Here is a 23,987-nt window from a genome sequence, read left to right as displayed (position 1 = left end):
TCTCCTGATCTGTCGAGCAGCCGTACGACCTACCAACGAGTAGCACACGGATGAGTGACGGCGGTCACGAACTGATCACCAACTGTGCAACAAGGGCGGGTGATTTTCACACCATCGAGCGGCGCGGACCGGCCGGCGCGCTAGCGTATGCGCGCACGCGGACGGGACCGGGGAGGTGCGAGGTGCGGCTGGTCCGCCTGGAACGACAACCCTCGCGCGTCGCCGAAGACGTGCGGGCCGCGCTCGCCGCGCTCGGCCGCGGTGACGACTTCGCGGGCGGCATCGCGCTGGCCGGGCCGCGGCCGCTGCCGGGCAGGCCGCCGGTCGAGGCGATCGTCGTCCTCCCCCGCGCCGTGCTCGTCGTGATCGGCGTCGACCTGCCGGACCCGGCGATCCGCCTCGACGCGCCCCTGACCGGGCAGTGGAAGGCCGACGGCTGGCCGCTCGTGGCCGACGGCGAGGTCGTCAACCCCGCCACGGAGGCCCTCGCGTTCGCCGACGCCGTCGCCGAACGCCTGCGCCCGGACGTCCCGGAGCACCTGCCGATCGCCACGATCATCGCCGTCGGGCCGTTCGTCGAGGAGATCGAGCAGCCGCCGGCCGACCTCGCCGGCAACGTCCGCGTCCTGTTCCCGACGCAGAACAGCCTGCTCGCCGCGATCGCCTCGCTGACCCCGGCGCCGTGGCCGTGCACCCCGGCCCAGGCGCGCGCGCTGATCGACACCCTCGCCCCGGACACCGACCTGACCGGGGACGCTCTGGCCGCGGAAGGCTTCACCGTCACCGAGGAGTCGGCCACGGTGAAGCTGCCACCGGTCAAGCCGCGCCCGCGGCGGACGCGCCCCGCCGGGCCCGCGGCCGTGCCGCCGGTCGTCCCGCCCGCCGAGGTGACGATGCCGGTGCCCCGCGTCACCGCGGCCGCGCCCGTGCGCACGCCCCCGCCTCCCGGGCCCGTGCCGTGGCGGCCGGTCGGGGCGATCGCCGTGGCGCTGGTGCTGGTGGTCGTCGTGCTCGTCCTGGTGACGACCGGCGGGGACGACGAACCGGTCACCGCGCCCACGACCACCACCGCGGTCACGCCGGTGCGGCAGGCCGTGGCGGGCATCGAGTTCACCAAGCGCGCCTCGGGCACGGAACGCACCTGCGCCGCCCGCGCCTACGGCGACCTGCAGGCGCGGCTGCAGGCGGGCGGTTGCGCGGGCATGGAGCGCGGCAGCTTCGAGGCCACCGTGGACGGGCGGGTGGTCGCGGTGTCGGTCGCCGTGCTCACCTTCGGCAGCGACGAGCAGGCCGCGGCGTTCAAGCAGCTCGCCGACACCCCGGGCAGCGGCGGGATCACCGACCTGGCAACCGAGACGCACCAGTGGCCGCGGGAACCGGACACCGCCGGGGCCGCTTACCAGAGCGCGATCTCCGGGGCCGCCGTCCGGCTGGTGCTGGCCGCCTACCTGGACGGCCAGTCCTCCCCGGAGGACCCGGTCCTGCTGCGGGCGGCGGGCGCGGCGCTGGGAGTGCGGATCAGCTAGCCGATCGCCGCGGCGAGGATCTCCTCGGCGTGCGTCCACAGGAGGGCGCCGCCGGCACCGGGCACGACGCGCCGTTCGGCCCCCGGGATGCGAGAGGTGAGCAGCGCGCCCAGGTCCGGCGAGTGGACGCGGTCCCGCTCGCCGAACCACACCCGCACGGGCACCCGGATCGCGGACCAGTCCAGCTGCCACGGCGACATCGCGATGAGCGTGTCGGTCGCATAGCCGGCGCCGTCGTTCGCGAACCCCTCGCGCAGAGCCGCGCGGTACCGGGCGAGGAACGCGGGGTCGGTGTACACCTCGCGATCGCCCGGGTCCGCGCCGTCCAGCACCATCCGTTCCATCCCGGCCGGGCCGAGTCCGGCGAAGAACGCCCGCGCGGCCGCCGGGTCCTGCCGCACTCCCGTGACGACGTCGCGCACCGGGCCGGGCAGCCGCGCGAACACCCGCGGGTCGGCGACCTCGTCGGCCGGGGAGACCAGCAGCAGCCGGGACGCGATCCCGCGCGCGGCGGCCGCTAGCCCGAAGACCGCGGCCTGCGAGTTCGCCACGACCGGCAGCGGCCCGCCGAGCCGCGTGACGAGGCAGCCGAGGTCGGCGGCGGTGGACGCGGCCGACCGGCCGGGGTCGTGCGTCGACGCGCCGATACCGGGGCGGTCCACCGTCACCAGCCGGACCCCGAGCCGGGCCAGGTGCTCGTCGCCGAAGGTCATCGCACGGCCGGTCGCCGCGCCGGCCAGGAACAGAACCGGGGCGCCGGCGCCGGTCTCGGACCAGGCGAGGACCCGGCCGCCGGGCAGCGACAGCTCGTGATCGACGGACACGCGGCCAGGGTCGATCACCGTGGCCGCGCCCGGCAAGCGGTTTTCAGAGCCCGTACTCCTCCAGCAGCCGCAGCCACACCTCGCTGATCGTCGGGAACGACGGGACCGCGTGCCACAGGCGGCCCAGCGGCACCTCGCCCGCGATGGCGATCGTCGCCGAGTGCAGCAGCTCCGCCACGTCCTGGCCGACGAACGTGACGCCGACCAGGACCTCGCGCTCGGTGTCGGCGATCATCCTGGCCTTGCCCGCGTAGCCGTCCGCGTGCAGCGACGACCCGGCCACGGCGATGTCGATGTCGACCACCCGGTGCGGCGCGCCGGACTCCGGTTCGGTCAGCCCCACCGAGGCGACCTCCGGGTCGGTGAACACGACCTGCGGCACCGCGTGGTGGTCGGCGGTGGCGCTGTGCTTGCCCCACGGACGGGTGTCCACGGGCTTGCCGGTGGCGCGCGCGGCGATCACGTCGCCGACCACGCGGGCGGCGTACTTGCCCTGGTGGGTCAGCAACGCCCGGCCGGTGACGTCGCCCGCCGCGTACAGCCAGTCCCCGTCCACTTCGGACACCAGCCCGCTGTCGTCCACGGTGATCGGCTTGCCCGGCGCGAGCCCGATGACCTCCAGCCCGAGGTCGTCGGTGGCGGGGCGCCGTCCGGTCGCGACGAGCACCTGATCGGCGGTGACGACCGCGCCGCCGGTCAGCTCCAGCCGGGCGGCACCGTCCACAAGGGAGGCTCGCGCCAGGCCGGATTCGGTGTGCACGCGCACGCCGTCGGCGCGCAGCCCCTCCGCGACGGCGTCACCGGCGAAGTCCGGGTACCGGGGCAGCGGGCGCGGGCCGGTGACGATCAGGTCCACCCGCGCGCCGAGCCGGGCCCAGGCCTGCGCCATCTCGACGCCGACCACCCCGCCGCCGACGACGGCCAGCCGTGCCGGGACCGTGCTGCTGGACGTCGCCTCGCGCGAGCCCCAGACCGGCACTTCGTCCAGGCCGGGGATCGGGGGAGTCTTCGGCACGCTACCGGTACAGACCACCACGGCGTGCCGCGCGCGCAGCACCCGGCCGCCGTCCACAGTGATCTCGCGCTCACCGGTGATGCGGGCGCGTCCGCGGATCGGCTCGATGCCGGCGCCGCGGGCCCACTCGGCCTGGCCGCTGTCGTCGCCCTTGCCGGTGAAGTAGTCGCGGCGCTCGAACACCGCCGCCGGATCGAGGGCGTCACCCACCGGAACACCGGGCAGCCGCCTGGCCGCGGCGAGCGCGTTTCCCGGTCGCAGCAACGCTTTGCTCGGGATGCAGGCCCAGTAGGAGCACTCACCCCCGAAGCGTTCCTGCTCGACCAGCGCGGCGGAGAGGCCGCCCTTGGCCGCCCGGTCCGCCGCGTTCTCCCCCACCGGTCCGCCACCGATCACGATGACGTCAAAAGTCTCCTCGGACATGGGTCACAGCGCACACCAGCCCGGCGGCCGGCGCAAGTGGGGCGGGTATTCTCAGCGGCAAATCGTAAGTACTGGAGGTTATCGGTGGCGAAGAACACCGCGGTGCAACTACTGGACGACCTGAACGGCGAACCGGCCGCGGAGACGGTGCGGTTCGGCCTGGACGGCGTCGAGTACGACATCGACCTCTCGGACTCGAACGCGAACAGCCTGCGGGAGCTGCTGGCGACCTACGTCGAGGCGGGCCGCCGCACGGGGGGCCGCAAGCGCCCGCCGCGCCGCCTCGCGCCGGTGAAGCGCACCCGTCGCGCGAACTCCCCTGCCACGACGGCGAAAACCACGGGCAAGGTTCCGGCGAAGACGGCCGCCGCGAAGGCCACGGAACCGGCGGAGGCTGCTGCGAAGGCCACGCGCCGGGGCACGGCCAAGAGCGCCACCGCGAAGGCGGCACAGACGGCGGCGGGCAAGTCCACGAAGAGCACGGCGAAGAACGCCACCGGAGCCGCGTCGAAGAGCACGACCGGGACGGCGGCGAAGCCGGCCGCTCGCAAGACCGCCAGCGGCACCGCCGCTGCCGCGAAGAGCACCACGCCCGCGACGAAGCCGGCGACTCGCCGCAAGGCGGCCGCCCCCGCCGCCGTGAAGCCCGCCGCGGGCAAGGCCGCCACCGGCACCACGCCCGCGACCCGCCGCAAGGCGGCCACCGCCACCGCGGCGAAGCCCACCGAAGCCAAGACCACCGCGAGCAAGATCACCCCGGCGACGAAGCCCGCCGCCAGCAAGGCGACCGGTGGCGGCGGAACCGCCACCCCGGCAGCGAAGCCCGCTGCCGGTGGCAAGGCGGCCAAGTCCGCCACGGCCGATACCGGTGGCAAGCCCACCCCGGCGGCGAAGCCCGTCACCGACAAGGCAGCCACCGGCGGCAAAACCGCCACCCCGGCGGCGAAGCCCGCTGCCGATGGCAAGGCAGCCACGGCCGCCACGGCCGATCCCGGTGGCAAGTCCACCCCGGCGGCGAAGCCCGTCACCAACAAGGCAGCCACCGGTGGCAAAACCGCCACCCCGGCAGCGAAGCCCGCTGCCGGTGGCAAGGCGGCCAAGGCCGCCACCAAGCCCGCGGCGAAGCCGTCGCGCGCCAAGGCGAAAGCCGCCAACATCAAGCCGGTCGAGACGGCGCCGGCCAAGGAGAACGCCACCGCCAAGAAGCCGGCCGCCAAAAAGGCCGCCCCGGCGGAGAAGGCGCCGCGCAAGACCGTCCGCAAGGCGCCGCCCGTCGTGTTCTCCGCGGCAGGCAACTAGCTACACGCGACCCGTGGTGTCTGCAGGCAACGAGCAAGGCGCCGCCGTCATGTACTCAGCGGCAGGCAACTAGCCAGAGCCACCAGCGTGTCCGCAGCCGGCGGCCGGCTCACGCCACCCGTCGTGTTCTCGGCAGGCAACTGGCCAGGTGCCATCCGTGGTGTCCGCGGGCAACCAGCAAGGCGCCCGTGGCGTTCTCCGCGGGCAACCAGCCATACGCCGCCCAGCGGCGGTGCGTGGCAGGCCGGCTCGCCGCTCGTGGGGTGGTGAGCCGGTCACCTCACCGGTCGATGCCCAGGTGCTCCCGCAGCGTGGTGCCGCTGTAGTCGCCGCGGAAAACGCCCCTCTCCTGCAACAACGGCACCACCTTGTCGGCGAACGGGTCCAAACCCCCGGGCGTCACGTGCGGCACCAGGATGAAACCGTCGCTCGCGTCGGCCTGGACGTAGGTGTTGATCGCCTCGGCGACCGTCGCCGGGGCACCCACGAACGTTTGCCGTCCGCTGACCTCCACCACCAGGTCCCGGATCGACAGGTTCTTCGCCTCGGCCAGCTCCCGCCACTGCCGCACGGTCGCCACCGGGTCCCGGTACACGCGGGTCTGCGCGCGCCCCTTCGCGAGCGCGTCCGCACCGACCACCGGATCCACGTCGGGCAGCGGCCCCTCCGGGTCGTAGCCGGACAGGTCCCGGTTCCACACCTGCTCCAGGAACTTGATCGCCGTCTGCCCGCTGACCTGCTGGTACCGCACGATGCTCGCCAGCTCCTCGGCCTCGGCGTCGGTGTCGCCGAGCACGAACGTCGCCGCGGGCAGCACCAGCAGCTGGTGCGGCTCGCGCCCGTACGCGGGCAACCGGCGCTTCACGTCGGCGTAGAACTTCCGCCCCGCCTCCAGCGTCCCGTGCCGGGTGAAGATCGCGTCCGCCGTCGCCGCCGCGAACTCGCGTCCCTCGTCCGAGTCGCCGGCCTGCAGGATCACCGGCCGCCCCTGCGGCCCGCGCGGCACGGTGAACCGCCCCGCGATGTCGAACTGCGCGTCGTGCCGTTCGAACTCACCCGCCCGCGGATTCCGCACGAACACCCCGGACGACTTGTCCGCGGCGACATCGTCCGCGCCCCACGAGTCGAACAGCTCGAACGCGGTGTCCAGGAACAGCTTCGCCCGCTGGTAGCGCTGTTCCTCGGGCAGGTACCCGCCGCGGCGGAAGTTCTCCCCGGTGAACGCGTCCCACGAGGTCACCACGTTCCACCCGGCACGCCCCTCGGACAGGTGGTCGAGGCTCGCGAACTGGCGGGCCACCTCGTACGGCTCGTTGAACGTCGAGTTGATCGTCCCGGTCAGGCCGAGCCGGTCGGTGACCGCGGCGAGGGCGGCCAGCACGGTGAACGTGTCCGGGCGGCCGACCACGTCGAGGTCGTAGATCCGGCCCGCGTGCTCGCGCAGCCGCAGCCCCTCGGCGAGGAAGAAGAAGTCGAACTTCGCCCGCTCCGCGGTCCGCGCGAGGTGCGCGAACGAGGAGAACTCGATGTGGCTGCCCGCCTCCGGATCGCTCCACACGGTGGTGTTGTTGACGCCGGGGAAGTGCGCGGCGAGGTGGATCTGCTTCATCGCGTCGCTCCTGCGTAACGGTTGGCGGGACGCTCCAGGCCGAGCAGACCCCGCAGCGTGGTGGCCTCGTACTCGCGGCGGAACGCGCCGCGCTGCTGCAGTTCGGGCACGAGCCCGCGGGTGATGGCGGTCAGGTCGTGCGGCAGGGCGCCCGGGCGCAACCGGAACCCGGACAGGCCGGCGTCGCGCCAGGCCAGCAGCTGGTCCGCCAGCCGGGCGGGCGTGCCGGTGAAGACCAGGGCGTCGGAGGTGAACTCGGCGCGGTCGTCCAGGCGCGCCTTGCGGTCGCGGGCCGCCTGCTCGGTCTCGTCGAGGAACACCACGACGTCGCCGAACACCAGCAGGCCGTCGAGTTCCCGCGCCAGCGCACCCGCCTCCTCGACGTCGTGCGGGGTGACGAACACGAGGTCGGCCGAGCGGGCGGCGAGCCGGTGGACCTCGGCGACGTGCGAGAGCACGGCGACCGGCGGCTGCCCCTGCGGCGGGCGCGGCGTGATCGACGGGCCCTTGACGCTGAAGAACCGGCCGGTGAAGTCGATGTAGTGCAGCTTGTCGCGGTCGATGAAACGGCCGGTGGCGACGTCGCGGATTTCCGCGTCGTCCTCCCAGCTGTCCCACAGGCGCCGCACGACCTCGACCCAGTCGCCGGCCTCCTCGACCAGGTCGGGCAGCGGGACCGGGAACTCGCGGCGACCGAAGTGCGCGGCGTCCTCCGGGCTGCTCGTGATCCGGACGCGCACCCCCGCCCGGCCCTGCGAGACGTAGTCGAGGGTGGCGATCGCCTTGGACAGGTGGAACGGCTCGGTGTGCGTGACGATCGCCGTCGGCAGGAACCCGATGTGCCGGGTCAGCGGCGCGACGCGGGACGCGACGAGCACCGCGTCCAGCCGCCCCCGCACGCGGTCGGTGCGGTCGGTCCCCGGTCCGAGCGAGTCCTCGATCGTCACGAAGTCCAGCAGGCCGCGTTCGGCTTCGACCACCAGATCGCCCCAGTACCGCGGGCGGAACAGCGCGTCCGGGCGCGCGTCCGGCTCCCGCCACGCGGCCGGATGCCAGCCCGCGCCCTCCAGTGCCACCGCGAGATGAACCATGCCTCGCTCCTTTCGCCTCCCCCCGTCCAGCGACCGGGTGGCGCGCGCTATTTCGCGTACCACCCGTTGGGACGCCTACCGTGGGAGGCATGTACTTCACGGAGATCGAGGTGACAACCGGCGGCCGCGCCGTCGTGCACGACCTGACCAAACAGGTCGAGGCGTTCCTGGCCGAGGCCGAGGCGTCCGACGGGCTGCTGCACGTCTTCGTGCCGCACGCCACCGCGGGGCTGGCGATCCTGGAGACCGGCGCGGGCAGTGACGACGACCTGCTCACCGCGCTGGACGAGCTGCTGCCGCGGGACAACCGGTGGCGGCATCAGCACGGCAGCAAGGGCCACGGGCGTGACCACGTGCTGCCCGCGCTGGTGCCGCCCTACGCGAGCGTCCCGGTGCTGGGCGGGTCGCCGGCGCTGGGTACCTGGCAGTCGATCTGCCTGGTGGACACCAACATCGACAACCCGGTCCGGCGCGTCCGGTTCAGCTACCTGGCCGGCTGAAGCTCCGGCGCCGCCTCCGCCGGCGCGGACCGCTTCGCGCGCCCCGGCCAGAGGACGACCACCAGGCCGGCGACCAGCATCGCGCCGAGCACCCAGATCCCGGTGGTGACGTCGGGTGCGTCCGGGGTGCCCCTGCAGCAGGCTGCGGGTGCCCTCGGTGGGTAACCGGAACGGCGTCCACGACCACAGCAGGATCCGGTAGGCCGGGTTGAGCAGCTCCGGCACCTGCCCGGCGACGTTCGGCGCGAGCAGGTACAGCGGCGCGAGGATCGCCATCGCCCGGATGCCCAGCAGCCGCAGCAACGCGGTCTGCACGGCCGCGAACGCCGCCGCGGTCAGCAGGATGTAGCCGAGCACGTCCCAGCCCAGCGGCAGGGACGAGTCCCACAGCGCCAGGAACCCGGCGGCGACCCCGGTGATCAGTACCGCGGTGACGGTCACCTGCGTGAGGCGCGCGGTCAGGCCGACCCGCCGCCCGGCGCGCTGGGCGAGGACGACCAGCAGCGCGCCCGCGGCCAGGCTGCCCACCCACGCGAGAACGCTCACCGCGAGCGGCGCGGTCCGGCCGGCCGGGCTCGCCGGGTGCACGGTTTCCACCCGCACCGGGGCGGCCGGGGTGCCGGTCGCCTGGCTCATGGCCGTCGAGAGCGCCTGCCCGGCGCCGGTGAGGGCCTGCTGGGCGATCTGCGTACCGCTCGGGTTCACCGCGCCCGACACGACGACGCCGACCTGCCCGGGCGCCAGTTCCAGGACGCCGTAGACGTCCTTGTCGTCGAGCAGCCGCCTGGCCTCCGCGGGTGAGGTGACCTGCCAGCTCAGGGCCTCGCCGCTGTGGGTCGAAAGCTGCCCGGCCGCGGCGCGCAGCTGCGGCGGGGCGTTGTCGGGCACCGCGACCGCCACGGGCAGCCCGTGTGGTTCGACCGACGCCTGGACCCCGACGGTGAGGAATCCCAGCACCACCGCGATCACCGCACCGGCCAGGGCCGCCAGTCCGGCTGTCGGCCTCCGGGATGTGCCGGCCATGGGGACCTCCCTGAATAATTTCTGCACACGTTGAATTCAGGGTTCACGCTAGCCCGGTGGGGCGATCGAAGTCAACGCTTGATGAATAACGGTCTTGGTAGCGTCAGCGGATGTGACGAGCAGTGCGCACCGCCTGGTGCTGTGGGACATCGACCAGACCCTCATCGACCTGCGCGGAGCCGGCCGCGGCTGGTACCGGCAGGTGCTCGAGGAGGTGACCGGCGTCGCGATGACCCAGATGCCGGACTTCTTCGGGCGGACCGAGCGCGCGATCACCGCCGAAGTGCTGACGCGGCACGGGATCGAGCCGACCGAAGAGCTGATCCGGAAGATGTGGGCGGCGCTGACCGCGGTGTCCGAGCTGGCGCTGCCGGAGCTGGCGAAGCGCGGCCTGGCGCTGCCCGGCGCGGCGACGGCGCTGGCGGGGGTGGCCGAGGCGGGCGCGGTGCAGTCGCTGGTGACCGGGAACCTGCGGGAGGTCGCGTGGCACAAGCTGTCCGCGTTCGGGCTGCACACGCATCTCGACTTCGAGATCGGCGGCTACGGCGACCTGTCCGCGTACCGGCCGGACCTGGTGGCGTACGCGGTGGACCGGGCGCACGCCGCGCTCGGGCGGCCGTTCGAGCCGGCGTCGGTGATCGTCGTGGGCGACACACCGCACGACATCGACGCCGCACGTGCCCACGGCGCGGTCGCGGTCGGCGTGGCGACGGGCCGCTTCGATTCGGAGGCACTCCGGGAGGCCGGGGCGCAGGTGGTGCTGCGCGACCTCAGCGACACGAAGCTGGTGCTGTCCGCGGTGTTCGGCTGACCGAACGGGAAACGGCCCGCCGGGGCGGGCCGTTTCCGGAAGCTCGGTCAGCCGCGGACGAGCTTGACCAGGTGGTCCACCACGGCGTCCACCGCGATCTCCTCGCGGTCGCCGGACTTGCGGTCCTTGACCTCGACCACGCCCTTCGCCAGGCCGCGGCCGACGACCAGGATCGTCGGCACCCCGACCAGCTCGGCGTCGGCGAACTTGACGCCCGGCGTGGCCTTGCGGTCGTCCAGCAGGACCTGCACGCCGGCCGCGTCGAGGTCGGCGGCCAGCTTCTCGGCGCCCGCCGCGATCGACTCGTCCTTGCCCGCGATCACCACGTGCACGTCGTACGGCGCGATCTCGCGCGGCCACACCAGGCCCAGCTCGTCGTGGCTCTGCTCGGCGATCACCGCGACCAGGCGGGACACGCCGACGCCGTAGGAGCCCATCGTGATGCGGATCGGCTTCGAGTCCGCGCCGAGGGCGTCGACCTGGAACGCGTCGGTGTATTTGCGGCCCAGCTGGAAGATGTGCCCGATCTCGATGCCGCGCGCCGCGACCAGCGTGCCCTGCCCGTCCGGCGAGGCGTCGCCCTCGCGCACCTCGGCGGCCTCGATCGTGCCGTCGGGGTGGAAGTCGCGGCCGGCGACGAGGTCGACGACGTGGTGGTCGGCCTTGTCGGCGCCGGTGACCCACGCCGTGCCGGTGACCACGCGCGGGTCGACGAGGTAGCGAACCCCGTTGTCCTGCAACGCCTTCGGGCCGATGTAACCCTTGACGAGGAACGGGTTGGCGGCGAAGTCGGCCTCCTCGAGCAGCGCGACCTCGGCCGGATCCAGCGACGCTTCGAGGCGCTTCTGGTCGACCTCGCGGTCACCGGGGATCCCGATGCCGAGGATCTGCCAGTCCTTCTCGCCCGGCTGGCGGATCTTCACCATCACGTTCTTGAGTGTGTCCGCAGCGGTGAAGGTGCGGCCCAGATCGGTCTTGGTGTTGAGGTAGTCGACCAGCGTCTGGATGGTCGGCGTGTTCGGCGTGTGGTGCACCTGCGCGTCCGGCTTGTCCTCGGTGGACTGCGCGGGCGGCGGCGGGGTGACGACGGCCTCGACGTTGGCCGCGTACCCGGAGGCGTTGCTGCGGACGTAGGTGTCCTCACCCGTTTCGGAGACGGCGAGGAACTCCTCGGACGCCGAGCCGCCCATCGCGCCGGAGGTGGCCGTGACGATCACGTACTCCAGGCCCAGCCGGTCGAAGAGGCGGATGTAGGCGTCGCGGTGCAGCTGGTAGGACCGGGACAGGCCGTCGTCGTCGAGGTCGAAGGAGTAGGAGTCCTTCATGACGAACTCGCGGCCGCGCAGGATGCCCGCGCGGGGGCGCGCCTCGTCGCGGTACTTGGTCTGGATTTGGTACAGGATGACCGGGTAGTCCTTGTACGAGCTGTACTCGCCCTTCACGGTGAGGGCGAACAGCTCCTCGTGCGTGGGGCCGAGGAGGTAGTCGGCGCCCTTGCGGTCCTTGAGGCGGAACAGGGCGTCGCCGTACTCGGTCCAGCGGCCGGTCGCCTCGTACGGCTCGCGCGGCAGCAGCGCGGGGAAGAGGATCTCCTGCCCGCCGATCGCCGCCATCTCCTCACGGACGACCCGCTCGATGTTGCGCAGCACCCGCAGGCCCAGCGGCAGCCACGAGTACCCGCCCGGCGCGACCCGGCGGACGTAGCCGGCCCGCGTCAGCAGCTTGTGGCTGGGAACCTCGGCGTCGGCCGGGTCCTCGCGCAGCGTGCGCAGGAACAACGACGACATCCTGGTGATCACTGGGCTGCTCCTCGGCGTCGAAACACGGTGTGAACAGGGTAGTCAGGGGCGTCCAGCGGTTATCGGGCGGGCCGGAATTGTCGGTGCGGCGCGCTACCGTCCGGGCATGACTCTCGAACTGGGGATGGTGACCGTGGACTGCGCGGATCCACGGCAGATGGCGGCGTTCTGGTGCGGCGCGCTCGGCGTGCGGATCGACCAGGACTGGGGTGAGTACCTGGTGCTGACGCCCGCGCGCGAAGGCGGGGTGCGGCTGGGGTTCCAGCAGGTGCCGGAGGAGCGGGCCGGGAAGAACCGGCTGCACCTGGACCTGGCGACCACCGACCGGGAGGGCGAGGTCGCCCGGCTGGTCGGCCTCGGCGCGACGGCGCTCGGCGAGCACGAGGTGCCCGGCCTGGCGTGGACGGTGCTCGAGGCCCCGGAGGGAAACCAGTTCTGCGTGGGCACCCCACACTGACGTCGCGAGTCCCACACTCCGTCACGCGAGTCCCACACTCCTGCACGCGAGTCCCGCACTGGCGACGTGGCGTGCAGCGGACGGAGCCCGGGAGATGAAGCGTGTTCGCGCGCGGATAGGGAGCAGCACCGTCGAACTCGCGGCGCCGGACGTGGAACTCGCGGACGAGAGCGTGGGACTCGCGGGCGGGAGCGTGGGACTCGCGGACGAGAGCGTGGGACTCGCGGACGAGAGCGTGGGACTCGCGGGCGGGAGCGTGGGGGTGCCCTCAGCGGGGCAGCACCGCGCCCAGCTCCCGCGCCGCCTCCTGGAGGGCCGGTACGAAGGCCTCCAGCTCGGCCACCGAGATCCGGTACGCGGGCGCCGCCGTGGACAGGGCGGCCATCGCCACGCCGTCGGGGCCCAGGATCGGCACTCCGACCGCCCGGATGCCGGGCTCGTGCTCCTCGTCGGCCATCGCGTAGCCGCGGGACCGCACCGAACGGATCTCCCGCGCGAACTCCTCCCGCGAGGTGATCGTCCGCGGCGCCAGCTCCGCCAGCTCCAGCGAACCCACCAGCTCCTCCCGCACCGGCGCGGGCGCGAACGCCACCAGGCACTTGCCCATCGCCGTGCAGTGCAGCGGCCCGCGCAGCCCCGGCTCGCCGCGGATCTGGATCTGCCGCGGGCCCTGCACGGAGTGCACGTAGACCTGCTCATGCCCGTCCAGCACCGCCATCAGCGTCGGCTCGCCGGTCTGCTCCGTCAGCGCCCGCAGCACCGGCAACGCCACCCCGGCGAACCCCCGCGCGTGCGACACCCGCTGCCCCAGCTCGAACAGCCGCAACCCCAGCGCGTACCGCTTCGACCCCGGATCACTGCGCGCGAAACCCTGCTCCTGCAACGAACTCAGCAACCGGTGCGTCGTGCTCACCGGGTACCCGGCCCGCCGCGCCAGCTCCGACACCCCGGCCCCGTCCGGGTACTCGCCGAGCAGCGACAGCACCCGCAGGGCCTTGCCCACCATGTCAGCCACGCACCACCCCTTGACGCCACCCGGTCAACGTTCCACACTCGATCAAGTACCGCATTACGGAAGAGCTTTCCATATAACGGAAAGAACGGCAAGGAGGCCGCCTTGGAGAGCCCGCCACTGACCGGCACGACCGGCGCGTCCGCACAACTGGGCAGGCAGCGCTGGCTGCGCCTGATCCCGATCGTCTTCGTGACCTACAGCCTCGCCTACCTCGACCGCTCGAACTTCTCGATCGCGGCGGCCGGGGGCATGTCCGAGGACCTGGGCATCACGAGCTCGACCTCGGGCCTGATCGCGGCCTCGTTCTTCGCCGGCTACTTCCTGCTGCAGGTCCCGGGCGTGCTCTACGCCGACCACCGCAGCGTCCGCGACCTGATCTTCTGGTCGGTCCTGGCCTGGGGCGCGCTCGCCACGCTGCAGGGCCTGCTCAGCTCCGTCCCGCTGCTGATCGTCGTCCGCTTCCTGCTCGGCGCGGTCGAGGCGGCCGTGCTGCCCGCGCTGGTGGTCCTGCTCGCGCGCTGGTTCACCAAGGCCGAACGCGGCCGCGCCAACGCCTTCCTCATCCTCGGCAACCCGGTCACGGTGATGTGGCTGTCCGCCGCGTCGGGCTACCTCATCGAGGCCACCAGCTGGCGCGGGATGTTCATCATCGAGGGCGTGCCCGCCCTGATCTGGGCGTTCTACTTCCGCGCCCAGGTCCGCGACCGGCCCGCCGACGCGCCCTGGCTGGCCCCGGCCGAACGCGCGGCCGTCGACGCCGCCATCTCCGCCGAGCAGGCCGAACTCGCGACCACCACCGACACCACCGGCCGCCACCCGCTGATCGACGCCCTGCGCACCCCGGCCGTGCTGGTGTTGTCCGCGCAGTACCTGCTGTGGAGCGTCGGCGTGTACGGGTTCGTGTTCTGGCTGCCCTCGATCGTCAAGGCCGGGTCGTCCGCCGGTATCGGCGCCACCGGCCTGCTGTCGGCCGTCCCCTACGCCTTCGCCGTCGTCGCGATGCTGCTCAACTCGCGTGGTTCCGACCGCAGCAACCGGCGCATCCGCTACATCTGGCCGTGGCTGCTCGCCGGCGCGGTCACCTTCTACGGCTCCTACCTCGCCGGGCACGACGCCTTCTGGCTGTCGTTCCCGCTGCTGGTCCTCGCCGGGATCGCGATGTACGCGCCCTACGGCCCGTTCTTCGCGATGATCCCGGAGCTGCTGCCGCGCCGCACCGCCGGTGTCGCCGTGGCGCTGGTCAACTCCGCCGGCGCGCTCGGTGGCTTCCTCGGCACGTATCTGGTGGGCTGGTTGCGCACCGCCACCGGCACCGACGCCGCGGCGTTCCTGATGCTGGCGGGCACGATGGCCGCGTCCGCGCTGGTCCTGCTCGCCGTCCGCACGCCGAAGAGGAAGGTCGCATGACGCCCCGAGTTCTGCTGCCCTGGTCCGGTCTGGCCGTCCCGGACGGCCTGGACACCGCCGTCTACGACGGCACCGGCGCACCACCGGACCTGGAGCACGTCGAGTTCTACGTGCTGCCCTACGACAGCGGTCCGGAGCCGCAGGAACTGATCGCGAAGATGCCGTCTCTGAAGGCCGTGCAGTCGCTGTCCGCGGGGGTGGACAGCCTGCTGCCGCTGATCCCGGACGGCGTCACCCTGGCCAACGGGCGCGGCCTGCACGACCTCAGCGTCGCCGAGCACACCCTCGCCCTCGTCCTGGCCGCGCAGCGGGACCTGCCGCGCTGGTTCGCCCAGCAGCGCACCGGCTCGTGGGACCGCGAGCACACCCGCTCGCTGGCCGACGAGCGCGTCCTGCTGATCGGCTACGGCTCGATCGGCAAGGCCATCGAGCGGTACCTGGAAGCCGGGGAGGCCGACGTCGTGCGCGTGGCGAGCACCGCGCGCGACGGCGTGCACGGCATCGACGAGCTGCCGGAACTCCTGCCGGGCGCGAGCATCGTCGTGCTGATCCTGCCGGACACGCCGGCCACCCGCGGCCTGATCGGGGCGCCGGAACTGTCGGCCCTGCCGGACGGCGCGCTGGTGGTGAACGTCGGCCGCGGCACCGCGATCGACACCGCGGCGCTGACGAAGGAGGTCGCGGACGGCCGCCTGCGGGCGGCGCTGGACGTGGTGGACCCGGAACCGCTGCCCGCGGATCACCCGCTGTGGCAGCTGCCGGGCGCGATCATCACCCCGCACGTGGCGGGTGGTTCGGACTCGTTCCACCCCCGCGCGAAGCGGCTGGTGGAACAGCAGCTGGAGCGCTTCGCCCAGGGCGAACCGCTGGTCAACGTGGTGCGGTGATCAGGACGCCCGGGCGTACTCGACGACGTAGTCGGCCGTGCAGACGCAGTCACCGTCGACCTCGTCGCACCGGATCGTGAGGCTGTGCCGCACCAGGTCGGTGTCGGTGCAGTCCGGTTCGGTGCACTCGACCAGGGCGTCCACGTGCAGGACGAGGGTGCCGTGGCAGTGGTCGAGGTCCCGTGCGCAGCTGGGGCACTCCATGTCTGACACCTTCCGCCGGTTCGTGTTGCGGCACCTTGGTACCACCACGCCTCACCGGAAGGTGGGAGGAGGTCCCGGCGTGTCGGGGTGAGGTCAGGCGCTCTTCGGCGAGCGGCGGGTGCGCGCCGAGGGGGCGGCGGGTTTCTTCGCGGCCGTGCGCTTGGCCGGTTTGCGCGCCTTCTTGGCCTCGCTGACGCTCGCCTCCAGGGCGGCCATCAGGTCGACCACGTCGGTCTGGGGCGCGCGCCCCTTCGGCCGGGTGGTCTTCTTGCCCGCGATCTTCGCCTCGATCACCGATTCCAGCGCCTCGCGGTACTGGTCGGTGTACTTGTCCGGGTCGAACACCGGCTCGGACAGCGACTCGATCAGCGAGCCGGCCATGCTCAGCTCCTGCGGCCGGACCTGAGGCAGCTCGTCGCGCAGGAACCCGAAATCCGGGGTGCGCACCTCGTCCGGCCACAGCATGGTGGTCATGACCATGACGTCGGCGTGCACGCGCAGCAGGGCCAGGGTCTCGCGCTGGCGCAGGGCGACCTTGGCGATGGCGACGTTGCCGGACTTGTGCAGCGCGTCGCGCAGCAGCACGTACGGCTTGACCGCGGCCTTCTGCGGCTCCAGGTAGTAGTGCCGGTCGAAGTGCAGCGGGTCGATGGCCTCCAGCGGCACGAACTCCAGCACGTCGATGACGTTCGAGCTGGACAGCGGCAGCTCCTTGAGGTCCTCGTCGGTGATCACGACCATCTCGCCGTCGTCGGTCTCGTACCCCTTGGCGATGTCGGCGTAGGGCACCTCTTCGCCGTCGATGGTGCAGAAGCGCTTGTACTGGATGCGCCCGCCGTCGGTGACGTGCACCTGGCGCAGGGACACGTTCTTGTTCTCGGTGGCCGCGTAGAGGTTGATCGGGATCGTGACCAGCCCGAACGACACCGAGCCCTTCCACATCGATCGCATCGCCGGGGCCCTCCGCTCCTGCCGACATAACCGCAGGTCGGACGTTACGCGAGAACCGGGCCGGCCACCAGGCGGCCAACCGGCGGCAGCGCGGCCGCCCGCGGGAGGGCAGCGCGAGTGCATCATCTCCGCACCATCACGACCCCACCGATCACCGCGCCGGAGAACTAGGCTGTGGCGGTGGCGGGCACACTTCCGAGCGAGCTCACCAGCTTCGTCGGCCGGCGGCAGGAGCTCGCGGACATCCGGCGGCTGCTGTCCGTCACGCGCCTGGTGACGCTGACGGGGCTCGGCGGGGTCGGCAAGACCAGGCTCGCGGTGCGGGCCGCGGTCGGGCTGAAACGCGCGTTCCCGGACGGGGTGCACTTCGCCGAGCTCGCCGCCCTGGACGATCCGGCGCTGCTGCCGCAGACCGTCGCCACCGCGATCGGCCTGCGCGACGAGGCCGTCGAGCCCGCGGACCGGCTCGCCCAGTTCCTCGGCGACCGGCAGGTGCTGCTGGTGCTGGACAACTGCGAGCACCTCACCGACGCGTGCGCGACCCTGATCGGCAAGCTGCTCGCCGCGACGAGCGGGCTGCGCGTGCTCGCCACGAGCCGCCAGCGGCTCTCCGTCGAGGGCGAGCACCTGCTGCCGGTGGAACCGCTGAGCCTGCCCGAGCGGAGCGGGACGACCGAGGGCACCGAGGGCTGGGACGCGATGTCGCTGTTCGCCGACCGCGCCGCCGCGGTGTCGCCGGGGTTCGCGCTGACCGCCGGGAACGAGGCGCTCATCGCCGCCATCTGCCGCCACGTCGAGGGGCTGCCGCTGGCCATCGAGCTGGCCGCGGTGTGGCTGCGCACGCTGTCGCTGGCCGAGCTGAACGACCGCCTGACCGACCGGTTCGCGCTGCTGACCGAGGCCTCCCGCACCGCGCCGCCGCGCCAGCAGGGCCTGGAGGCGCTCGTCGACTGGAGCTACCGGCTGTGCCTGCCCGCCGAGCAGCGGGTGTGGGAGCGGCTGTCGGTGTTCCGCGGCGGGTTCGACCTGCCGGCGGCCGAGTACGTGTGCGTGGGCGAGGACATCGGCGGTGAGACGGTCCTCGGCCTGCTCGCCGGGCTGGTCGACAAATCAGTTCTGGTGCGGGTGCGGGAGACCTACGGGCACAGCGCGCGTTACCGGATGCTGGAAACGCTCGCCGAGTTCGGCGCGGCGCGCCTGGCCGAGCACGGTGATCCCGCCGAGTCCGCGCGGCGGCACCGCGACTTCTACCGCGCGCTCGCCCGCCAGTTCACCGCGGAGAAGATCACCGCGCGCCAGCAGGACTGGATCGCGCGGCTGCACAGCGAGCACGCGAACCTGCGCGCCGCGCTGGAGTCCTGGCTGGAGGAGCCGGATCCGCGGCCCGCGCTGGAAATGGCCGGGAACCTGTCGACGTTCTGGATCGCCGGCGGGCACCTGGTCGAGGGCAGCCGGTGGCTGGACCGCGTGCTCCGCCTCGACGGCGGGGCGTCAAGGGAACGGGCCCGCGCGCTGCACGCGTCGCTGCTCACCTGCACCTGGCTCGGGGTGCGCAAGGGGTTCGCGGGGCGGCTGCGGGAGTACCGGTCGATCGCGGCGGAGCTGGACGACCCGGTGATCAGCGTCGAGCTGCTGGTGTGCGAGGGCGTCAGCCGCTACTTCCTCGGTGACCCGCGACGGGCGTGCGAACTGCTGGAGAAGGCGCACGAGGCGTGCCGGGAGATCGGCAACGACGGGCTGTCCCTGCAGATCCTGCCGTACCTGGCGCTGGCGCGGTTCGTGCTCGGCGAACCGGATGCCGAGCAGGCGGGTGAGCAGGCGGTGGAACTGTGCGCGGCGCACGGCAATCCGCCCTGGTACACGGCGCTGGCGGTGTGGGTGCTGGGCCTGGCGCTGTGGCGGCGGGGCGATCTGCAGCGCGCGCAACGCCTGCAGCGCGACGCGATCCGGTTGCGCGAACCGGCGGGCGACCACTCCGGGATCGCACTCAGCCTGGAGTCGCTCGCCTGGTGCGCGGCCTCCGAGCGCCGCTACGATCGGGCTGCCCGGCTGCTCGGCGCGGCGGCGACCGCGTGGCGGCTGTCGGGCGCGGGGCGGATCGAGCCGGCGCTGCAGCAGCTGTCCCAGACGCACGCCGCGCTGCCGGCCCGGGAAGCATTGGGGCGGCAGGTGTTCGAGCAGGAGTTCGCGCGCGGGGCGTCGATGGCGTTCGGCAAGGCGGTGGCGTTCGCGCTGGACGAGCGGCGCACGCGCGCGGCGCCGGAAAGCCCGTCCCGCAACCCGCTGACCGCCCGCGAGTCGGAGATCGCCGCGCTGGTGGCGAAGGGGCTGAGCAACCGGCAGATCGCCGGGCAGCTGGTGATCTCCCAGCGCACGGCCGAAACCCACGTCGAGCACATCCTCGCCAAGCTCGGGTTCACCTCGCGCAGCCAGATCGCCGCCTGGATCACGGCGAACGAGTCATGACGGCGGAAGACCTGCGCGCCCGGGTGGCGGAGAGCTACGCGCGCCTGCGCATGCCGTCCTGGCCCGATCCGCACGCGGACCCGGACTTCCCGCGCGACGAGGAGTACTCGCGGGTGACCGATCCCGGGCGGTACCGCGTGGTGCACGCCCGCGCCCGCGTCTGGGCCGAGGTCCTGGGCACCCAGTCCGGTGTCTCGGTGGAGGCGCTCGCCCCGGGACGGCTCGGCGACGGGGAGCGGTTCGACCGAGGGGCCCGGATCACCTCCGCCCGGCCGGGCACGCTGCCGCTGCTGCTCCTGGAGCAGGACGCGCCGCTCGCGGTCCTGCACGTGGGCGTCGTCCGGCCGGAGATCGCGGTGTCGGTGCAGCCGGACTGCGGCTGCGACGCGTGCGACTGGGGCTCCGACGACCTGCTGGAGGCGATCGACGAGGCCGTCACCGCCGCCATCGGGCCGTTCGTGGCGCTGCACGGACGCGGCTGGGACGCGCAGTGGCACCCCGGCGGCGGCAGTTCCTCCGGCACGCACCACGAGCGGGCGCTCGAGCTGTGCCGCCGGCTCGCCGACGGCGAGGACGTTCCGCTCCCGGACGGCACCGAGGCCCACGTCGGCCGCTCGTGGTTCAGCTGACCTCCGCGGGCTCCCGTCGCCCGATCCGGCCCAGGCGGGCCGGCACGTCGAACCCGACCAGCAGCGCGGTGAGCAGCGTCAGGCCGGCCGCGAGCCAGCCCAGCGCCGGTCCGAGCCCGATGTGCCCGGCCACCTGGGCGCCCAGCAGCGGAGCGACCGCGCCACCGAGCGCGCCGACGTTGTAGGTGAACCCGAGGCTCGCCGCGCGCGAGCGCGTCGGGAAGTGGTCGCCGATGTACTTCGGCAGCAGCCCGGAGATGCCGGAACTGGTGCCCTGCAACACGAACAGCAGCACCCACACCAGCACGATGCTGCCCGGGCCGAGTGCGAACGCGGGGAACACGAACACCAGCGACAGCAGCAGCCCGCCGACGTAGGTGGTGCGCGTGCCGAACCGGTCGCCGAGGATCCCGGCCAGGCACGACCCGGCCGCGTACCCGAGCCCGGCCCAGGTCAGCGCGTTGGCCACCTGCCCGGCGTTGTAGTGCAGCTCCGTCTTCAGGTAGGTGGGCAGCAGCGACTGGATCGGCCACGAGTACAGGAACGCGCAGAACACGGTCAGCATCAGCCCCACCGCCACCGGCCACGCGCGGCCGCTGATCTGCGCGCCGAACACCACGAACCCGGCCACGCACAACGCGATGCACAGCGGGTACAGGTTCCCCGCGTGACCGGAAAAGATCAGCACCAGGCAGGTCGCGAGCACCAGCGTCACCACGACGTTCAGCGCGGTCCAGCGCCGGTCGAGCAGCGCGGACGCGCTCGTGGGACCGGCCTTGCCGGAGGCCACCTCCTCGGTCCAGTCCTGCGCCTCGGGCAGCGCGCGCCGCAGCCACAGCGCCACGAACACCGGCACGATCCCGAGCCAGAACAGCCAGCGCCAGCCGAGGTTCGGCACGATCAGGTCGTAGGCGCGGGCGGCCAGCACCGTGCCGATCGGGTAGGCCGACAGCAGGAACCCGGTGGCGCGGTTGCGCAGGCCCTTCGGCCAGCTCTCCATGACGTAGGTGCTGCTGGAGCCGTACTCCCCGGCCATGCCGAGGCCGACGATCGCGCGGAAGACGAACAACGACCAGTAGTCCCAGGCGAACCCGCACAGCGCGGTGCCGACGGCGTAGAGCACGATGGAGGCGATCATCGCGGGGCGGCGGCCGAAGCGGTCGCCGAACGCGCCGAGTGCGAGCCCGCCCAGCCAGCGCGACACGAAGGCGGCCGACACCAGCGTGGCGGCCGTGGCCAGCGACAGGTCGAACTCCTCGCTCAGCTCGGTGAGCACCAGCGTGATGATCACGAAGTCGAAGCCGTCGAGCAGGTAGCCCAGCCACGCCGCGCCGAACGCCTTCCACTGGCCGGGGCCCAGCCTGCGGTACCACGGGATCATGTTCCTCACCTCTGCATCGAGGGGTAGTCATGGGACGTTGGACGTCGTATGATGCCGCGGAACGTTAGCCGACGATTCCGGATGGTGGCAAGAGTGCGGACACCGCGCAGCCAGGAGCTGGCCGACTCGATCGTCGAGCTGATCGACCGGCGCGGGCTCGGGCCCGGCGATCCGCTGCCGCCGGAACCGCGGCTGATGGCGGAGTTCGGCGCGGCGCGCAATTCCGTCCGCGAGGCGCTGCGCACGTTGCAGGCCCTGGGCATCGTGGAGATCCGGCACGGCTACGGCACGTTCGTCGGCGCGGCGAGCATGACCGCGCTCAGCCCGTCGCTGCTGTTCCGCACGCGCGCCCGCTCGCGCGACGACCTGAGCGGGCTGCGCGATCTGCTGGAGGTCCGGCAGATCCTGGAGACCGACCTGACCCGCAAGCTCGCCCGGCAGCGGGACGACGAGCTGCTGGCACAGCTCGCGGAGCGGGTGCGCCGGATGGCCGATCCGGCGACGTCGGCGGCCGCGGACGGCGAGTTCCACGAGCTGATCTGCACCGCGGCCGGCAACGAGCTGGCCGCCGAGCTGATCCGCCTGTTCTGGAGCGTCTACCGGCAGACCGAGGCGCTCATCGGGGCGCCTCGCACGCCCTCGGACGCGCTGGTGGCCAAGCACCAGCGGATCGTGGACGCCATCGCCGCGGGCGATCCGGAGGCGATCGGGGCGGCCGTGCGGCACCACTTCGACGAGGTCCGCGGCCGGCTCACCTGATTGTGTCGAATTCGATTTTCGCCCGTAACGAGTGAAGTCGGGTGGACGCCGGCACGGCTTCGAGAGGACCCTGGGCCCCAGGAGAGAAAGGGTGGGGCGATGGCGACAGTGGCCGAGCAGATGGTGCGGATCCTGCGGGACTGCGGGGTTCGCCGCATCTACGGGATCGTCGGCGACAGCCTGAACCCGGTCGTGGACGCGGTGCGGCGCACTCCGGGCATCGAGTGGGTGCACGTCCGGCACGAGGAGACGGCGGCGTTCGCGGCGGCCGCGGAGGCGCAGATCACCGGGCGGCTCACCGTGTGCGCGGGCAGTTGCGGGCCGGGCAACCTGCACCTGATCAACGGTCTGTACGACGCGCACCGCAGCGGCGCGCCGGTGCTGGCGATCGCCTCACACATCCCGTCCGGCCAGATCGGCACCGGGTTCTTCCAGGAGACGCACCCGGAGCAGTTGTTCGCCGAGTGCAGCCACTTCAGCGAGCTGGTGTCGCAGGCGGACCAGATGCCGCGGCTGCTGCGGATCGCGATGCAGACCGCGGTCGGGCGGGGCGGGGTGTCGGTGCTGAGCATCCCCGGTGACGTGGCGGAGCGGCGGGCCACCGGTTCGGGGGCCGAGACGGTGCACCTGGTCGAGCCGTCGCCGGTGGTGCCGCGGGAGGCGGCGATCGCGGAGCTGGCCGAGGTGCTCGACAGCGGCGAGAAGGTGATGCTGTTCGCCGGCGCGGGTTGCCGGGACGCGCACGACGAGGTGATGGCGCTGGCCGGCCGTCTGCTCGCGCCGGTGGGCCACTCGCTGGGCGGCAAGGAGTGGATCCAGTTCGACAACCCCTACGACGTCGGCATGAGCGGGCTGCTCGGGTACGGCGCGTGCTACGACGCGATGCACGAGGCGGATCGGGTGGTGCTGCTGGGCACGGACTTCCCGTACGACGGGTTCCTGCCGCAGGCGCACACGGTGCAGATCGACACGAACCCGGCGCACCTGGGCCGCCGGACGCCGCTGGACCTGGCGGTGCACGGGTCGGTGAAGGAGACGCTGGCGGCGGTGCTGCCCCGGCTGCGGCAGCGCACCGACCGGTCCTTCCTGGACCGGATGCTGCGCGAGCACGCGCGGCGGCTGGAGAAGGTGGTCGACGCGTACACGCGGGACATCGAGCGGCACACGCCGATCCACCCGGAGTACGCCGCGGCGGTCCTGGACGAGGTCGCCGCCGACGACGCGGTGTTCACTGTGGACACCGGGATGGGCAACGTGTGGGCGGCCCGGTACCTGACGCCGAACGGGCGGCGGCGGGTGATCGGCTCGTTCCGCCACGGCAGCATGGCGAACGCCCTGCCGCACGCGATCGGCGCCGCGCTGTCCGCCCCGGGCCGCCAGGTGGTGTCCATCTCGGGCGACGGCGGTCTGGCGATGCTGATGGGTGATCTGCTGACGCTGTCGCTGTACGACGTGCCGGTGAAGGTGGTGCTGTTCAACAACGCCTCGCTGGGGATGGTGAAGCTGGAGATGCTCGTGGACGGCCTGCCGTCCTACGGCACGGACCACGCGCCGGTCGACTTCAGCGCGATCGCGGCGGCGTGCGGGATCTGGTCCACGAGGGTCGACCAGCCGGGCGAGGTGCGCGCCGCGCTGACCAAGGCGTTCGAGCACCAGGGCCCCGCACTGGTCGAACTGACCACCGACCCCAACGCGATGTCCATCCCACCCAAGATCACAAGCGAAATGCTGCGGGGCTTCGCGCTGGCCGCGAGCAAGACAGTGCTGAACGGCGGGGTGGGCAAGATGGTCGAGCTGGCGCGCAGCAACCTGCGCAACATCCCCCGCCCCTGAAGCCGCCACCGCTGGGCCCGCCGCCCCTGGGTCCGCCCCTGGGCTCGCCGCCCACCGGAGCCGCCACCCCTGAGCGCG

At 72.8% G+C, this 23,987-nt stretch carries 20 protein-coding genes and 1 pseudogene; 11 read left to right on the top strand and 10 right to left on the bottom strand.

Annotated elements, in window-relative coordinates:
• Positions 1-182 precede the first annotated feature (182 nt).
• Positions 183-1,526: a hypothetical protein gene (locus D0D15_RS20380; RefSeq protein ID WP_115944662.1), complete on the top strand. Its 1,344-nt coding sequence runs from the start codon at positions 183-185 to the stop codon at positions 1,524-1,526.
• On the opposite strand, the gene D0D15_RS20375 is transcribed toward D0D15_RS20380, so the two are convergent.
• On the bottom strand, positions 1,523-2,350 hold the full coding sequence (locus D0D15_RS20375; RefSeq protein WP_233157123.1) for an alpha/beta fold hydrolase: 828 nt from the start codon (positions 2,348-2,350) through the stop codon (positions 1,523-1,525). The genes D0D15_RS20380 and D0D15_RS20375 overlap by 4 nt on opposite strands.
• A gap of 43 nt (positions 2,351-2,393) precedes the next feature.
• A complete protein-coding gene (locus D0D15_RS20370; RefSeq protein ID WP_094004254.1) occupies positions 2,394-3,788 on the bottom strand; it encodes a dihydrolipoyl dehydrogenase family protein in 1,395 nt (464 codons plus the stop codon).
• Between the two features lie 36 nt (positions 3,789-3,824).
• Here D0D15_RS20370 and D0D15_RS37595 point away from each other — a divergent pair, with 36 nt between their 5' ends.
• A complete protein-coding gene (locus tag D0D15_RS37595; protein WP_158224399.1) occupies positions 3,825-5,087 on the top strand; it encodes an Lsr2 dimerization domain-containing protein in 1,263 nt (420 codons plus the stop codon).
• 280 nt (positions 5,088-5,367) lie between these two features.
• Here the strand turns inward: D0D15_RS37595 and D0D15_RS20355 are convergent, their stop codons facing one another.
• Positions 5,368-6,696, bottom strand: coding sequence for an NtaA/DmoA family FMN-dependent monooxygenase (locus D0D15_RS20355; RefSeq protein WP_094004252.1), 1,329 nt, complete (start codon positions 6,694-6,696; stop codon positions 5,368-5,370).
• On the bottom strand, positions 6,693-7,787 hold the full coding sequence (locus D0D15_RS20350; protein WP_094004251.1) for an LLM class flavin-dependent oxidoreductase: 1,095 nt from the start codon (positions 7,785-7,787) through the stop codon (positions 6,693-6,695). The genes D0D15_RS20355 and D0D15_RS20350 overlap by 4 nt, the downstream gene beginning before the upstream one ends.
• An 89-nt stretch (positions 7,788-7,876) precedes the next feature.
• Between D0D15_RS20350 and D0D15_RS20345 the strand changes: the two genes are divergently transcribed.
• Positions 7,877-8,287: a secondary thiamine-phosphate synthase enzyme YjbQ gene (locus D0D15_RS20345; protein ID WP_094004250.1), complete on the top strand. Its 411-nt coding sequence runs from the start codon at positions 7,877-7,879 to the stop codon at positions 8,285-8,287.
• A 444-nt stretch (positions 8,288-8,731) separates the two neighbouring features.
• Here D0D15_RS20345 and D0D15_RS37710 read toward each other — a convergent pair.
• Positions 8,732-9,310 (bottom strand): annotated as a pseudogene (locus tag D0D15_RS37710) (YhgE/Pip domain-containing protein); the annotation flags it as partial.
• A gap of 112 nt (positions 9,311-9,422) precedes the next feature.
• Between D0D15_RS37710 and D0D15_RS20335 the strand changes: the two are divergent.
• Positions 9,423-10,121, top strand: coding sequence for an HAD family hydrolase (locus D0D15_RS20335; protein WP_094004249.1), 699 nt, complete (start codon positions 9,423-9,425; stop codon positions 10,119-10,121).
• A gap of 47 nt (positions 10,122-10,168) precedes the next feature.
• On the opposite strand, the gene D0D15_RS20330 is transcribed toward D0D15_RS20335, so the two are convergent.
• A complete protein-coding gene (locus tag D0D15_RS20330; RefSeq protein ID WP_094004248.1) occupies positions 10,169-11,920 on the bottom strand; it encodes a proline--tRNA ligase in 1,752 nt (583 codons plus the stop codon).
• A 106-nt stretch (positions 11,921-12,026) separates the two neighbouring features.
• Here D0D15_RS20330 and D0D15_RS20325 point away from each other — a divergent pair, with 106 nt between their 5' ends.
• Entirely contained in the window at positions 12,027-12,377 is a 351-nt protein-coding gene (locus D0D15_RS20325; RefSeq protein WP_094004247.1) for a VOC family protein, read from the top strand.
• Between the two features lie 268 nt (positions 12,378-12,645).
• Here D0D15_RS20325 and D0D15_RS20320 read toward each other — a convergent pair whose 3' ends face one another.
• Complete coding sequence (locus D0D15_RS20320) at positions 12,646-13,383, bottom strand: IclR family transcriptional regulator (protein WP_094004246.1); 738 nt, start codon at positions 13,381-13,383, stop codon at positions 12,646-12,648.
• A gap of 111 nt (positions 13,384-13,494) precedes the next feature.
• Between D0D15_RS20320 and D0D15_RS20315 the strand changes: the two genes are divergently transcribed.
• Positions 13,495-14,799 carry an MFS transporter gene (locus D0D15_RS20315; protein ID WP_094004245.1) on the top strand — a complete coding sequence of 435 codons (1,305 nt, stop codon included), beginning with the start codon at positions 13,495-13,497 and terminating at the stop codon, positions 14,797-14,799.
• Positions 14,796-15,686: a 2-hydroxyacid dehydrogenase gene (locus D0D15_RS20310; RefSeq protein WP_094004244.1), complete on the top strand. Its 891-nt coding sequence runs from the start codon at positions 14,796-14,798 to the stop codon at positions 15,684-15,686. Before D0D15_RS20315 ends, D0D15_RS20310 begins: the two co-directional genes overlap by 4 nt.
• Here D0D15_RS20310 and D0D15_RS20305 read toward each other — a convergent pair whose 3' ends face one another.
• Both D0D15_RS20305 and ku read right to left on the bottom strand, forming a co-directional pair.
• Positions 15,687-15,890 carry a hypothetical protein gene (locus D0D15_RS20305; RefSeq protein ID WP_094004243.1) on the bottom strand — a complete coding sequence of 68 codons (204 nt, stop codon included), beginning with the start codon at positions 15,888-15,890 and terminating at the stop codon, positions 15,687-15,689.
• 93 nt (positions 15,891-15,983) lie between these two features.
• Positions 15,984-16,841: a non-homologous end joining protein Ku gene (gene ku / locus D0D15_RS20300; protein ID WP_198958150.1), complete on the bottom strand. Its 858-nt coding sequence runs from the start codon at positions 16,839-16,841 to the stop codon at positions 15,984-15,986.
• Between the two features lie 180 nt (positions 16,842-17,021).
• Between ku and D0D15_RS20295 the strand changes: the two genes are divergently transcribed.
• Complete coding sequence (locus D0D15_RS20295) at positions 17,022-19,307, top strand: ATP-binding protein (protein ID WP_115944666.1); 2,286 nt, start codon at positions 17,022-17,024, stop codon at positions 19,305-19,307.
• Positions 19,304-19,936: a DUF6226 family protein gene (locus D0D15_RS20290; protein WP_094004242.1), complete on the top strand. Its 633-nt coding sequence runs from the start codon at positions 19,304-19,306 to the stop codon at positions 19,934-19,936. Before D0D15_RS20295 ends, D0D15_RS20290 begins: the two co-directional genes overlap by 4 nt.
• Here the strand turns inward: D0D15_RS20290 and D0D15_RS20285 are convergent.
• Complete coding sequence (locus tag D0D15_RS20285) at positions 19,929-21,317, bottom strand: sialate:H+ symport family MFS transporter (RefSeq protein ID WP_094004241.1); 1,389 nt, start codon at positions 21,315-21,317, stop codon at positions 19,929-19,931. The two genes, D0D15_RS20290 and D0D15_RS20285, sit on opposite strands and share 8 nt — an antisense overlap.
• 93 nt (positions 21,318-21,410) lie before the next feature.
• Here D0D15_RS20285 and D0D15_RS20280 point away from each other — a divergent pair, with 93 nt between their 5' ends.
• Both D0D15_RS20280 and D0D15_RS20275 read left to right on the top strand, forming a co-directional pair.
• A complete protein-coding gene (locus tag D0D15_RS20280) occupies positions 21,411-22,076 on the top strand; it encodes a FadR/GntR family transcriptional regulator (RefSeq protein ID WP_094004240.1) in 666 nt (221 codons plus the stop codon).
• Between the two features lie 99 nt (positions 22,077-22,175).
• Positions 22,176-23,909 carry a pyruvate dehydrogenase gene (locus tag D0D15_RS20275; RefSeq protein ID WP_094004239.1) on the top strand — a complete coding sequence of 578 codons (1,734 nt, stop codon included), beginning with the start codon at positions 22,176-22,178 and terminating at the stop codon, positions 23,907-23,909.
• Positions 23,910-23,987 lie beyond the last annotated feature (78 nt).

The organism is Amycolatopsis thermalba (assembly GCF_003385215.1).
GTDB lineage: Bacteria > Actinomycetota > Actinomycetes > Mycobacteriales > Pseudonocardiaceae > Amycolatopsis_E > Amycolatopsis_E thermalba.
This window is presented reverse-complemented; position numbering and strand designations above follow the sequence as displayed.